The sequence below is a fragment of the Chitinophaga sp. MM2321 genome, assembly GCF_964033635.1.
Lineage (GTDB): Bacteria > Bacteroidota > Bacteroidia > Chitinophagales > Chitinophagaceae > Chitinophaga.
Genome location: NZ_OZ035533.1, coordinates 1729439 through 1743481 on the forward strand (window position 1 = coordinate 1729439; position 14043 = coordinate 1743481).

Here is a 14043-nt window from a genome sequence, read left to right on the forward strand (position 1 = left end):
CTATAATACGGTTCTGACATTAATTTATTGTATCGCCTGTGCAAATGCCAGCAGGTTTGGAAACCGTTGATCTATCAGGGGATGTGGAAAAACGGTTTCCGGCAGTGTGGAAGGGATAAATACGGTTTGCATGCCCTGGCTTCTGCCAAACTGCATATCACTCAGCGTATTGCCTACCATGACGGCCTTTTTGAAATCAATCTCCGGGAAATCCTGTTTTGCCTGTAAGGCCATGCCCCCGGCCGGTTTCCGGCAGGGACTATTGCTTTCTACATCCGGACAAAAATAAATGTTATCAATACGCCCGCCATGCGCGTTAATTTGTTGCAGCATGTGGGCATGAATATCCTGTAATCCTGCTGTCGTTAAAAGTCCGCGGCCTATGCACCGTTGATTGGTCACAACAACGATGCGCTTGAAATGCTTTGCCAGCAATGGCATAGCGGCCAGCACGCCTTCGCTGAAGTGAAACATATCGGGATGCAACACGTAGCCGTTGTGTATTTCGTCGTTTATAACACCATCTCTGTCGAGGAACAAATACATGAATTGCGTACTTTTTAGCTATTATTCTTTAACGGTTGTCGCGTTTTATAATCTGTTGTTTATTAACTAGGTCTGCAACACTTTTTGGGCTGCTTCGTAGTCTTCAGGAATGCCAATATCAATAAAATAAGTGTCGCTTACGAAGCCGTAAAGCTTTCCTGTAGCTACTTGTGGCTCCAGCACATCTTTCTCAAAAGAAAAAATTTCGGGTAAAGACAGGCTTTTTAAATAATCAGCTGTGGTAAGATAGATACCCCCGTTGATTAATCCTGCCGTACAATATTGTTTCTCTTTGAAGGCGGTGATGACATTATTATCTCCCAGTTCAATGCTCCCGTAACGGGAGAAATGCTGCATCGGCTTCAATGCGAGTGACAGCGGGCTTTTGCTGGCCTCGTGAAACGCATGGAAGACGGCAAGGTCTGCATCAAAATAGGTGTCGCCGTTGATGATAAATACTTCGTTGCCATCCAATGCGGGCAGGGCGTACATAATACCGCCGCCGGTACCTAATGGCTCCGGTTCTACGGTGAAGGATACACGAAGCGGGAGGGTAGTATTTTCGCACCAGCTGATCACCTGTTCTGATTTGTACCCAAGCGATAACACGGCGTGTTGCATGCCTTGTTTATGGAGGTAGTGCAGCAGGTAATACAAAAACGGATGATCCCCTACAGGGGCCATGCATTTGGGTTTGTCTGCCACCACACTGCGTAGCCGTGTACCTAGTCCGCCTGCGAGTATGATACATTCCCCGGTCATCCGAACAGGTTGTTTTCCACGATTTCGCAAATGATATGCCCTACTGTGATGTGTGCTTCCTGGATGCGTGGTGTATCTGTGGAGGGTATGTTGATCAGGAAGTCGCTGCCTTCCTTCATTTTACCACCGGTACTGCCGGTCATGCTCACTACGATCATGCCTTTTTCCTTTGCGGTTTTGATGGCTTCCAGGATGTTGACGGAATTGCCTGATGTGGAAATGGCTACCAGTACATCTCCGGGTTTGCCGATACCCTGCAGGATGCGGGCGTATACCTGGTCGTAGCCATAGTCGTTGCCTACAGCAGTCATATAGGAGGTGTTGCAGTGTAATGCTTCTGCATACAAAGGTGTACGGTCCTTATAGAAACGGCCGGAAAATTCCGCCGCAAGGTGTTGTGCATCCGCGGCGCTGCCACCGTTGCCGCAAAACAGGATTTTATTGTCTGTCTGCAGGCTGTGGGTAATCGTTTCAGCTACCTGTTGGATGGTATTTAACAACTGTTCATCCTGGCAGATCGCTTCTTTTACAGCGATACTTTCCCGGATGGTGTTGGCAATTTTTTGCTTCATGATACTACATTTTTATGGTGTCACAAACCGGTTATCAGATACTCCACGTTTGAATACCGTGGGTGGTAAAGGAATAACGTTTCACATCGCCGCCGAAGGCATTTAATGCTTCCACTACGGCAAACCTGGTATTGCCGGGGCAATAAAAGATCATAAATCCACCACCACCGGCGCCGGAAATCTTGCCGCCGCTGGCGCCGGCATTGCGGGCAGCGGTGTAGATCTCATCCAGTTTTGTGTTGGTGATACCTTTGGCCATTTGCTTTTTATTTTCGAATCCGTAGTTCAGTATTTCCCCGATTTTATCAATGGTGCCGCGCAATAATGCTTCTTTCATCATCACCGCCTGCTCTTTCAGGTGATGCATGGCTGCAATGGAATCATCGTTTTTATCGGTTACATTTTTCTGCTGTTCTGTGATGATGCTAGAGGAGAAACGGCTGGTAGATGTATAAAACAATACCAGGTTGTTTTCCAGCTCATGCAGGTATACTTCCTTGATACGGAGGGGATTTACGATCACTTTATCTCCTGCGTAAAATTCCATGAAGTTGACACCGCCGAAGGTGGCGGCATACTGATCCTGTTTGCCACCAGCCTGTTGCAGGTCTTCCCGTTCAATGCGATAGGCGAGATGTGCCATGTCATATTCACCAAGGGGAAGCTTCAGCCATTCGGCGAAGGCGCCCAATACGGCTACCACCAGGGTAGAAGAGGTGCCCAGACCAGATCCGGGAGGGGCATCCACATAAGTGGTGAGTTTGAACCCCGTAGCAGGAAGGTGACCAAAATCTTTTTGTACCCGGTTAATCACACCTTTGAGAATATCCAGTTTGCCATCTAACGGTAGCGGATATACGGCATCATAGCTCAGTTGCACATTTCTGTCTGCCGATTCAAAAACCACCTGCCCGGTATTGAGTGGCTCGATAGATGCGCGGGCATATAAAGAGATGGTAGCATTGAGAATGGCGCCACCATATAAATCCGAATACGGACTTACATCTGTGCCACCACCGGCAAGGCCTATACGTAAAGGTGCTTTACTTCTGTAGATCAATTTTTTTTGCTTTGGCTTTCAGCAGGTAGCTATCTGTTGCCTGGTGAAAGCAGGTTTATTATCTAACTGTTATCAGCTAATATATGAATTTCTTTTGCCAGTCGGCTCCAGGAGTATTGTAGTTTTTCTTTTTGCAGTGCGGCCACCATGTCTGCTTCCCTGTTTTCTACAAAATATTGTTCAATAGCAGCAGCAATAGCAGCGGGATTGGGATCACACTGGAATCCTACCACACCGTGGGGGACCATCTCTACCAGTCCGCCTACATTTGTAACCACCATGGGCTTTTCAAAGTGATAAGCGATCTGTGAAATTCCGCTCTGGGTGGCACTTTTATAAGGCTGTACTACCAGGTCGGCAGCGCAGAAATAATTCTTTACAGCTTCATTGGGAATGAAATCGGTGTGCATCAGCACACGGTCGCCCAACTGTAATGTTTCCAGCAGTTGTTGATAAGGAGCAGCGTCTTCATAATATTCTCCGGCTACAATGGCGTGTACATCCAGCTTTTTCATCCGCTCATCTGCCATGGCCTGCAATAGCAGGTCAAGTCCCTTATACTGCCGTATAAATCCGAAGAACAGGATGTAACGCTTGCCAGGCTGAAGTTTCAGCTGTGTGCGTGCTGCTTCTTTTGACAGCAGCGGGCCATAATTATCATAAATAGGATGGGGGATCAGCGACGCTTTTTTGTTGGGCTCAAACTGCCGGAGGTCATTGAGCACAGACTGGCTCATGGCGATGAAGGCATCCACCGGTTTGAGAAAATATTTTGTGAAGGCAACATCACCGGGGCGCTTTTCATGCGGTACCACATTATCCAATATTGCGATCACTTTTGTTTGATGACCTTTTTTGCCCAGCCGCAGGAGTGTGCCCAGTGCGGGTCCCATGATAGGCAGCCAGTATTTGGTGATGATGATGTCCGGGTTCAGACGGCGGATCTTCCGGGCTACGACCAGCCAGTTCAGCGGGTTGACCGCATTGATCAGGCGTTTGATACGCAGGTGTGCGGGTGGCGGATCTGTAGAGAACTGGCTCTTTCCAGGAAACAGGAAGTTGGGATATTGCACCGTAAAGGTCCATATCTCTACATCGTCTGTTTGTTGCAGTTCTTCTGCCAGTCGTTCATTATAAGCAGCCAGCCCACCCCTGTAAGGATAGGCTGTGCCGAGGAGGAGTATTTTTTTCTTAGTGTTGGCCATTTAGCAGTAATTCCTGGTTCATTCCTTTATTGATTTATCCATTCTCGCTTCCACGAGATACGCATTTCGTTCCGGCGCGTTGCGTGTAACCAGTTCACCGATAAATCCGGTGAGGAATAATTGTGAACCGATGATCATAAACAACAGTGCCATGAAAAATATGGGCCTGTCGGTCATGTTATACTGTGAATAGAAGAATTTTGCAAAAGTGAGATATAGTGCAATCAGAAAACCGAAAAAGAAGAACAGGGAGCCCAGTGCGCCAAACAGGTGCATCGGGCGTTTGCCGAACTTGCCGATAAACATGATGGAAGCGAGGTCAAGGAAGCCGTTGATAAAGCGTTCCAGCCCGAATTTGGTGACGCCGTATTTACGGGCGCGGTGTTCCACCACTTTTTCGCCAATGTTGCGGAAACCGTTCCATTTGGCGATGACCGGGATGTAACGGTGCATTTCGCCGTATACTTCTATGGACTTCACCACTCTTTTGCGATAGGCTTTAAGGCCGCAGTTCATATCATGCAGCTTTACGCCACTCATACGTGTGGTGGTGTAATTGTATAGTTTGGAAGGAAGATTTTTGGTGAAGGCATTATCGTAACGTTTCTTTTTCCAGCCGCTAACGAGGTCGTAACGTTCTTCAACGATCATCCGGTATAGTTCCGGTATTTCGTCGGGACTATCCTGCAGATCAGCATCCATGGTAATAACCACATCGCCTTCAGCGGCGCTGAAGCCTTCATTCAGTGCGGCGGATTTTCCGTAGTTGCGTTGAAACTTAATGCCTTTGATGTTGGGATTATGTATGGCCAGTTGTTGGATGACAGCCCAGGAATCGTCACTACTCCCATCGTCTACCATCCATACCTCGTAGGTAAAATGGTTTGCCTGCATCACCCGGTCAATCCAGGCGGCGAGTTCAGGTAGTGATTCTTCTTCGTTTTTTAAAGGAACGATGACGGATATGTTCAAATTCATTACGATTTTCCTTGATGTATGTGATAGGTGTTGCAGCGGGTACAACACCCGTAATACCAGCTATTTACCAGCCGGTGGCTCATAGCTGTTCAGGTTTCTTCTACCTATAACCCCACCAACTACAGAGGCCAGTACACCGAACAACACATTAAAGAACAGGGAAAAGCCTATTACAAACGGAATAAACATTTTCCTGGTAATGGCAAGGGCGTTTTCAATAGCCTCTTCTGATTGGTGCTGTGATTCCATTTTTTTCCGGGCTGCTTCTACTGCCTGTTCCTTAATATCAGGGAAGATATAAATGAACAACAGCGTAGACAGGATACTCAGTACGGTTATTACAGCAGTGGTTCTGAAACCGTTTGCGAAGATATTGCCGAATGTTCCATCCGGGTTGGCCTTTGAATAGGCAATACAGGACATTACTACGCCGGCAACTAATACCAGGGTGCTCACCCATCCGGCCCAGCTCTCCTGGTTTAATTTCAACAGGTAGAAAGCAACAGATATCAGGATGAGTGCCAGTGCTGTAACTATGCCGTAGGCTAAATGTGGTTTATTTGTCATAGTAACAATTTGTATATTTCAGAAATAGGATGCCGTGTGTAAGACAGCTGTAGATCATTTGTTCAGTTGTCCGTTGTTAACAATCGCAATGACCTTGCCTTTCAGCTGGTGGCCAAGATACGCTGAATTTTTGGACCGGGAAGCAATATGCGCAGTGGTGAACTCCCATTCGCTTTCAGGATCAAATATTGTCAGGTTCGCGGCGGCGCCTTCTTCCAGTGCTGGTTGCGGCTGTTTAAAGATGCTGCGTGGCTTCTCTGTCAGCATCGTGATCAGTTGTTCGAGTGGCAGCTGCGGGAGGTATCGTCTTAATACACCGAAGCAGCTTTCCAGCCCTATCATTCCATTTTTTGCGTATTCAAATTCCACTTGTTTGGCATCCCAGTCCTGTGGCAGGTGGTGTGTGGCAAAGCAATCAATCGTGCCTTGCAGCACAGCTTCCTGCAGGGCTTGCACATCGTCTGCGCTGCGGAGCGGAGGATTTACTTTCAGGTGTGTATCGTAATTGATGAGCAATGCATCTGTTAAAGACAGGTGGTATGGTGTTACGGAGCAGGTCACTTTCACGCCGGCTGCTTTTGCGGCGGCGATCAGTTCTACTGATTTGCGGGTGCTGACACCGGTGAAGTGAATGCGGGAGTCCGCATATTTAGCGAGTTCAATATCGCGTTGGATGATCAGTTCTTCTGCCAGTGCAGGTTTTCCGGGCATACCCAGCTGTGTGGAGTAAATGCCTTCGTGCATCAGTCCATGTGCAGAAATGCTATGGTCATCCGGCAACTGGATGAGGGTACCGTCAAACGCCTTGATATATTGCAGGGCTTTGAGCAGCAGGCCGGGGGATTGTACGGGTTTAAGGCCATCGGAAAAGGCAACGGCGCCTGTCTGGTGCATTTCATACATTTCCGCCAGCCCGGTACCTTCCACGTTTTTGGTGGCGGCGCCGATGGGCAGTACGTTTACGGAGGTATGGCGGGTTTTGCTCAGCACATATTCGATCTGCGGCTTCGTATGGAGTGCAGGCTGGGTGTTGGGAACTACCATCACAGTGGTGAAGCCACCGGTGGCAGCAGCTTTTACGCCGCTGTAGAGATCTTCCTTATGCTCCTGCCCCGGATCACAGAAATGGGCAAAGATATCCATCCAACCAGCGGAAACATGCAGGTTGTTACCGGAAATGACCGTTGCGCGGTCATCTTCCAGGTTATCAGCCACCTGGTGGATGATACCGTTCTGAATGGAAATGTCTTTTTGCTGCCCATGTAAAGGTGAGGAAGGCGCTATAATCTTTACGTTTTTGAGTAATATGTGCATGCTTTACGTTCTATTCAAATATCAAAACCTGTCCGAAAATACAGGGGCAAATGTAACATAAAACTGTTAATTGTTGAAGCAGGATACTGAGCACTTTTCGGGACTGTTGATCAGGTTGGTATGATAATTGAAAATGGAGGGGTAGCAGATCAAAATAACTCAGGATGATAGACTATCTTACTAACCTCGTCACACGGATATGCGACCGCTCAGATCAGTTGAATAACGCACAAACAACAAGCTGGCAGGCGCTTCGCGAAGCCGAGCAGCTGGCCAACCACGCTTACATACCCTTGCTGTACCAGTACATTAACACCGAAACAGACAAAGAAAAACGCCGCGCCGCCGGATTTATTATCACCCAGCTTTCCAGAAATACGAATGATCCGGAGGTAATCCGCTTTTTGCTGGACCGGTTGCAAACAGAACAGGACGCTGACATGATCACTGCCATTCAGCAGGATCTGGAACGAGGTCTGCCCATTCCGGGCTATATGAACCTACAACCCTTACTAAACAATACTTTATCGTTAAATAGCAATATCCGTCGCTCTGCCTTGCTGGCCCTGAGAGGTACCAACAACCCCGCTGTGGAAGAATGGGCCCTCTCCCTGCTGAAACGCACTGTAAATGAATACGATGTGTACTACATCGCGCTGCTGTTGCATAAAACAGGTACGCAGGCCAGTTTGCCAGTACTGAGGCGACTGCTGGAATACCCGCGGCAGGATGTGAAAGCACTGGCTTTTGCCACCATTGCCGACATTGAAAAGGAAAAGGAAGCCATGTTTTATATGCGCTGCCTGCTACGCGGGCAGCTGAAATTTGAAGCCATGGAAGCCATTTATAAATATGCAGATGAAAAAGCGGTACAGGCAGTTATTACCCGTATTACGGAACTGCTTTCCAAAAGACGCAGTAACGCCCGGATGACCATAGAAACCTTCAAAAACGGCTTTACAGACCTGATGTTGGGCATGGAATTCTTATCCAGGTTCCGCACCGCAAAATCGGACGTGAAAAAAACCTTCTCCTGGATCACCGAAAAAAGAGCCGATTATCTGCTCCCCGAAGAGCGGGAATGGATAAGAAGAAATTTAGCCGTGAATAGTTAATTATAAAAATCACCCATTCATCTCTTTACAAATCCCTCAGCTGCCCTTCGTAATCCGTAATTCTTTATTTTTGGCTCCTTGAAAATTAAAATTACAGGATGAAGAGGATTCTTTTGTTATTGACGGGGTTTGTTATCAGCGGGTTACAATTATCGTATGCCCAGCAACGGATGTATACGATGGCAGAAGCCACCAACGGCCTTCGCCAGGCGCTGATGCCGGAACGGTTAAAACAGTTTGAATGGGTACCCGGTGAAAATGCCTTTACCCGGACCATTATAAACAAAGGCGCCGTGACCTGGATAAAATACACTGTAGCAGGCACCAAAACCAACGCAGATACCCTGCTGACTTTAGCAGATCTGAATCAACAATTATTTTCTTCCCAACCATTGCGCGGATTACCCGCCATCCACTGGATTAACGCCAACAGCGCCTGGTTCAACGTTGCCAATACCATTTATAGCGGACAATTACTGAACGGTGCCATGCAGTTCACCACCTGGTGCAGCTTACCCGCAGATGCGGATAACATTACTGTGAACCCGCAATGCCGCCACATCGCCTACACCGTAAAAAATAATCTCTTTCTGCGCACCGCAGATGGCAGTGTGAAAGAAGTGACCAATGATGCAGACGGAAATATCGTTAACGGCAGAACCGTTCACCGGGAGGAATTTGGTATCGATAAAGGCATTTTCTTTTCGCCCAAAGGCGACCTGCTGGCCTTTTACCGCATGGATCAACGGATGGTGAATGATTACCCGGTGATAGACTGGTCCGTAACACCTGCTCACGCCTACATCATCAAATACCCCATGGCAGGAGGAAAGTCGCACGAAGTAACACTGGGCGTCTATCAGCCATCTACCGGAAAAACGATCTTTCTTAAAACTACCGGTGAAGCAGATCATTATCTTACCTGCGTAACCTGGTCACAGGATCAGCAATCAGTATACATCGGTTTACTCAACCGCGGACAGGATCACCTGTGGCTGAATGAATACAGCGCCACTACCGGCGAACTGATAAAAACACTTTTTGAAGAAACAGACAGCAAGTATGTTCATCCATCTCACCCACTCACCTTTGTGCCAGGAAAACCCGATCAGTTTATATGGTGGAGTGACCGTGACGGCTATACGCACTTATATCTTTACAATACAAAAGGACAGTTGCAAAAGCAATTGACAAAAGGCGCCTGGGTAGTGAATGAGCTGGCGGGTTTTCATGCGCCCACCCATGAAGTAGTGATCACGGCAGCGAAAGAAGGTCCAATGGAAAAACATGCGTATGCTGTAAACCTGAAAACCACCGGCATCCGCCGCCTGGATCAGGCCGCAGGCTGGCATGACGTACAGTTGAACAGCAACGGCGGCTATCTGCTCGATACCTATAGCTCCAAAGAAACGCCTGCGGTAGCCCGTATCAGCGACGTGCGTGGTAAATGGCAGGAAACATTGTTGTCATCTGCTGATCCGCTGAAGGAATTCAAGCGCCCGGAAATAAAACAGGTAACACTGAAGGCTGATGATGGCACGCCTTTGTACGGCAAGCTGATCTTACCTGTTGATTTTGATTCCACAAAAAAATATCCTGTTATTGTTTATCTGTATAACGGTCCCAATGTACAGTTGATCCGTAACACCTTTCCTTACAGTGGTAACCTGTGGTACGAATACATGGCGCAGCGTGGCTATGTGATTTTCACCATGGATGGACGCGGTAGTGCTAACCGTGGAATGGCATTTGAGCAGGCTACTTTCCGTGAGCTGGGCACGGTAGAAATGAATGATCAGCTACAGGGTGTGGCATACCTGCATTCACTGCCTTTTATAAACCGGCAGAAAATGGGGGTGCATGGCTGGAGCTATGGCGGATTTATGACGACCTCCCTTATGTTGCGCCACCCCGGCGTATTCCAGGCTGCTGTAGCAGGCGGGCCGGTAATAGACTGGAGTATGTATGAAATAATGTATACAGAACGATATATGGATACACCACAGGAAAATCCGGAAGGCTATGCAGCTGCCAACCTGCTTACGCAAACGAAAAACCTGCAAGGTCACCTGTTGCTGATCCACGGCACCAATGATGATGTAGTGGTATGGCAGCATTCCATCAATTTTCTGAAAGCCTGTGTAGACAATGAAAAACAGGTGGATTATTTTGTATATCCCGGCCATCTGCACAATGTATTAGGTAAAGACCGGGTACATCTGATGCAGAAGATCACAGATTATTTTGATAACTACCTGAGACCAGGATTATAAGGATTTATAAGATTACCAGGATGGGTGCAACAGATTGAAACGAAGAATATTTTATTTATCCGCGTTGATCTGTTGCACCCATCCTGGTAATCTTATAAATCCTTATAATCCTGGTCCTGGTCTAAGGAGCTTTTTTAATACCGGCAATATATGTGCGGCAAAACGTTCCATCCCGATGTCGGTGGGATGAACACCATCTACGGTTCCTTCGTGATCATCTCCCAGAAACCCTTCTCCCTTCATATAGTGCAGGTTTTTAACCCCGGCAGCGCGGAGGTCATTGTATGCTTTTTTCAGTTCCGTTCTTTTGCTGATTGCCAGCTCCTGCTTACCTTTTTCGAAGTAAGCATTTTCGTACATATAGTTTTCTACCAGTAATATGGGTGTTTGTGGTTTGCACTGCCGGAGTTGTTGTACGAGTTTCACTGCGCGTTCATGGATCTCTTCTACTGCCGTATTCGGGTTGCAGTCGATTACCAGGAGGGCCGGATCTGTTTCGCAAATGGCTTCTCCTACGTTTGTTTCAAATTTCCCTTGTCCGCTGAAACCCATGTTGATGATGGTGCGTTGCAGCTGCCGGGATAGTATATTGGTATAAGCCAGGCCAGGGCGGGTAGCACAGGCGCCTTGTGCAATGCTGCTGCCGTAGTAGACGATGGGTTTTTTATCGAGCAGTAGTTGTTGTTGTGGTTTTTCGATGATCGCATTTTCGTTGACACCTATTGCTAAGGAATCCACGCCATCATAGAGCGGGAGATAGAGGAGGTATTCGCGCCAGGTGGTATCACCGTCTTTCAGCAGCGTACTTTGAAAACTGTATTCACCTTTGGGAATACCGCTGTTGACGAATTGCCATTTGTTGTTTACGAATGCATAGAGGTCCAGTCCTTTGATACCGGTAGGCGCCATGTGCCCCATTACGGCGTTATTCAACACCCGCCATTTGGCTGCGATGGTGCTGGCATTGGAGCGGAAGCGCACCGCCATGCCGGCGCTGTTGCGGCCCAGTGACCATACTTCCGGGCGGAGGGTTGCTTTAAATTTTGCCGGGAACCGGTTGTAATTATCTTCTCCATGGTATTTACCTATAATGGGAAATTCATGGGCATCATGATAAATGATCTTTGTTTGCGCGGATAATGCAGTACCGATAAAAAGCACTGTGAGTAAGGATAGCCAAGTTTTTTTCATGCGAAGGATAATTTGTTAACAGCAGACAAGATACAAGAATCGTGAAATATGCCCTTTTTTGTTGTTTACGCAAACGCTTGCGCGTTTAACGCAAGCGTTTGCGTACGCGGAATGTTAAAAGAATTCTCTAACATAGTGGTGCAATTAAGAGGAAAGTAGATTAAGCCCCGAGGCAACAATTATAGACAGCGAACAATGAGGTTGATAGCCTGCCACGGTGAGGTACTGTGGCAAGGTTATCGGCGAATGAATGCCCCTAACGGTTATGTATAACCAGTTGCGACTCCATGATCATATTGGTATAATCATTTAATGCATGTTCTCCGCTGAGGAGCGACAGCAGCATATTAGTGGCCGCCTGCCCCTGTTCATAGGGAAACTGCTCTACGGAAGCAGCAGGAGGGAACGCTGTATATCCACTCACCGGTGTATTGGCGTAAGATACAAAAGTTATATCCTTATTTATTTCCAGTTTTTGTTTTAGTGCATATTGTACCGCATCCATGGCTACGTAGTCATTGAAGGTAACGATCGCAGTAACCTTTCTTTTCAGCGACAGGAGATGCTGCATGGCGCTACCTGTACCAGCTGCGGTGAGGTCCGCATTTACGATCAGTTCCGGATCATATTTCAGGCGGTGTTTGCGCAGTGCCTTGATATAGCCCGTAGCGCGCTCTTTGCTGGCCACCATTTGCTCAGGGCCATTGATCATACCAATTACCCGGTGTCCTTTTTTTAGCAGGAAGTCAACCGCCTGTATGGTGCCTGATTCCAGGTTGCACGATACCGTATGGATATCGGGAAGATCAGGGATACGATCAAAGAATACGACCGGAATGCGCGCCTGCCGGAGCATTTCGAAATGCTCATAGTTGCGGGTGCTTTTCCCGATAGAAACGATGCAGCCATCTACGCGGTGCTGTTTCATGCTTTGAATGATCTGTTTTTCACGGGCTTCATCATCGTGCGATTGTCCCAGCAGTACGGTGTAGTTATTACTGTAGGCCGTGTCTTCAATACCGCTGATAGCACTGGAAAAGAAGGCTTCCGACAGTTCCGGCAGCAGGATTCCGATGGTAAAGGTTTTCCCCTGCTGGAAAAAGACAGCCGTCTGATTCCGTTCATAATTCAATTCTTCCGCCAGCTGCTTCACCCTGGCCTTGGTTCTTAAACCAATACTGTGATGATCGTGTAATGCCCTTGATACAGTAGATACAGAGATGTTAAGTCTTTTTGCAATTTCCTTTATTGTTGGTTGACCTGAAGAAACCACCTTTCTCATACATTTCAGCAATTAATGGAAAATAGATATAGCATATGTACGCCTGCGGCCAAGTTACTTAGTTATTATATAATATTAACTTTTTTTTATGAATACTGATAATACGCAGTCTATACAAGGGTTTAATCAATAATTAATCATAATAAATATGTGTTACGACGTTAGTTGTTGCTTCGGCCTGTTATTTGCTATACCGCCGTTACTTGCCCATTGTTACCTGCTAACTCCACTTTGGTTATTTGTTAGAATATTAAAAATTAGCATTTATGAAAATAGCACGATTAGCCTTGCCAGTGGCGATTATTACCATTTTAGCCTCCTGCTCGGCTCCGCGGAAATTAAAAGAATCTGAAGCGAGAAACGCCCGGCTTCAGAGTATGTACAATGACGCTGAAAACAAACGGAAAACATGTGAAGAAGATGCAGCACGCGCAGCAGCTGCTTACAAAGACAAAGTAGAAAATTTGAAGGAACAGCAAACACAGCTGAAAAGCAACAACACGCAAATGCTGGATCACCTGAAAGAATTATCTGTTATTTCCAGTTCACAGGCAGAAAGCATCAAAAAATCGCTCGATAACATCGGTGCAAAAGATGAATACATCAAAGACCTTCAGTCTGCTATTGCCCGTAAAGATTCATTGAACATGCAACTGGTGATGAACCTGAAAGGCGCGATAGGTAATATGGATGATAAAGACATCAATATTAAAGTAGATAAAGGCGTAGTTTATATTGATATTTCAGATAAACTGCTGTTTAAGAGCGGTAAATATGAAGTGGCAGACAGGGCGAAGGAAGTACTGGGTAAAGTAGCCACCGTACTGAATAACCAACCGGATATTGAATTTATGGTAGAAGGTCATACAGATAATGTGCCTTACCGCCCGAACGTATTACTGGATAACTGGGATCTGAGTGTGAAGAGAGCTACCTCTGTTGTCCGTATCCTGCAGAATCAGTACAACATTCCGCCAGCGCGTATGACAGCAGCCGGTAGAGGTGAGTATGTACCGGTTACCTCCAATGATACACCGGAAGGCAGAGCGGCTAACCGCAGAACAAGGATCGTGATCCTGCCACAACTGGATCAGTTCTTTAAACTGTTGGAAAAACCAGCGAACTAAGACCAGGATTACCCTGATTTTTAAAAAAAGGATTATAGGATTTAAATAGAA

13 protein-coding genes are annotated in these 14043 nt (G+C 46.9%); 3 read left to right on the forward strand and 10 right to left on the reverse strand.

Annotated elements, in window-relative coordinates:
• Positions 1 to 24: 24 nt before the first annotated feature.
• The 8 genes from ABQ275_RS06680 to ABQ275_RS06715 all read right to left on the reverse strand — a co-directional run bounded on the left by ABQ275_RS06680 (position 25) and on the right by ABQ275_RS06715 (position 7004).
• The gene (locus tag ABQ275_RS06680) at positions 25 to 546 is read right to left on the reverse strand and encodes an HAD-IIIA family hydrolase (protein WP_349317499.1); all 522 of its coding nucleotides are present in this window, start codon (positions 544 to 546) and stop codon (positions 25 to 27) included.
• Positions 547 to 612: 66 nt separating this feature from the next.
• Positions 613 to 1308 (reverse strand): nucleotidyltransferase family protein, encoded by a 696-nt coding sequence (locus tag ABQ275_RS06685; protein ID WP_349317500.1) that lies wholly within the window; start codon positions 1306 to 1308, stop codon positions 613 to 615.
• Positions 1305 to 1880 carry a D-sedoheptulose 7-phosphate isomerase gene (locus ABQ275_RS06690; RefSeq protein ID WP_349317501.1) on the reverse strand — a complete coding sequence of 192 codons (576 nt, stop codon included), beginning with the start codon at positions 1878 to 1880 and terminating at the stop codon, positions 1305 to 1307. Before ABQ275_RS06690 ends, ABQ275_RS06685 begins: the two co-directional genes overlap by 4 nt.
• 34 nt (positions 1881 to 1914) lie before the next feature.
• Positions 1915 to 2940, reverse strand: a complete 1026-nt coding sequence (locus ABQ275_RS06695; protein ID WP_349317502.1) for a dehydrogenase — start codon at positions 2938 to 2940, stop codon at positions 1915 to 1917.
• Positions 2941 to 3002: 62 nt separating this feature from the next.
• Positions 3003 to 4145: a glycosyltransferase gene (locus tag ABQ275_RS06700; protein WP_349317503.1), complete on the reverse strand. Its 1143-nt coding sequence runs from the start codon at positions 4143 to 4145 to the stop codon at positions 3003 to 3005.
• 18 nt (positions 4146 to 4163) lie between these two features.
• Positions 4164 to 5123 carry a glycosyltransferase family 2 protein gene (locus ABQ275_RS06705; protein ID WP_349317504.1) on the reverse strand — a complete coding sequence of 320 codons (960 nt, stop codon included), beginning with the start codon at positions 5121 to 5123 and terminating at the stop codon, positions 4164 to 4166.
• Positions 5124 to 5183: 60 nt separating this feature from the next.
• The gene (locus ABQ275_RS06710) at positions 5184 to 5690 is read right to left on the reverse strand and encodes a DUF4199 domain-containing protein (RefSeq protein WP_349317505.1); all 507 of its coding nucleotides are present in this window, start codon (positions 5688 to 5690) and stop codon (positions 5184 to 5186) included.
• 54 nt (positions 5691 to 5744) lie between these two features.
• Positions 5745 to 7004, reverse strand: coding sequence for a dihydroorotase (locus ABQ275_RS06715; protein ID WP_349317506.1), 1260 nt, complete (start codon positions 7002 to 7004; stop codon positions 5745 to 5747).
• A gap of 164 nt (positions 7005 to 7168) precedes the next feature.
• Between ABQ275_RS06715 and ABQ275_RS06720 the strand changes: the two genes are divergently transcribed.
• Positions 7169 to 8119 (forward strand): hypothetical protein, encoded by a 951-nt coding sequence (locus tag ABQ275_RS06720; protein ID WP_349317507.1) that lies wholly within the window; start codon positions 7169 to 7171, stop codon positions 8117 to 8119.
• Between the two features lie 98 nt (positions 8120 to 8217).
• Positions 8218 to 10392 (forward strand): DPP IV N-terminal domain-containing protein, encoded by a 2175-nt coding sequence (locus ABQ275_RS06725; RefSeq protein WP_349317508.1) that lies wholly within the window; start codon positions 8218 to 8220, stop codon positions 10390 to 10392.
• A 102-nt stretch (positions 10393 to 10494) separates the two neighbouring features.
• Here ABQ275_RS06725 and ABQ275_RS06730 read toward each other — a convergent pair whose 3' ends face one another.
• Positions 10495 to 11583, reverse strand: coding sequence for an SGNH/GDSL hydrolase family protein (locus tag ABQ275_RS06730; protein ID WP_349317509.1), 1089 nt, complete (start codon positions 11581 to 11583; stop codon positions 10495 to 10497).
• 256 nt (positions 11584 to 11839) lie between these two features.
• Positions 11840 to 12865 (reverse strand): LacI family DNA-binding transcriptional regulator, encoded by a 1026-nt coding sequence (locus ABQ275_RS06735; RefSeq protein WP_349317510.1) that lies wholly within the window; start codon positions 12863 to 12865, stop codon positions 11840 to 11842.
• A gap of 266 nt (positions 12866 to 13131) precedes the next feature.
• Here ABQ275_RS06735 and ABQ275_RS06740 point away from each other — a divergent pair, with 266 nt between their 5' ends.
• Positions 13132 to 13992, forward strand: coding sequence for an OmpA family protein (locus ABQ275_RS06740; protein ID WP_349317511.1), 861 nt, complete (start codon positions 13132 to 13134; stop codon positions 13990 to 13992).
• Positions 13993 to 14043 lie beyond the last annotated feature (51 nt).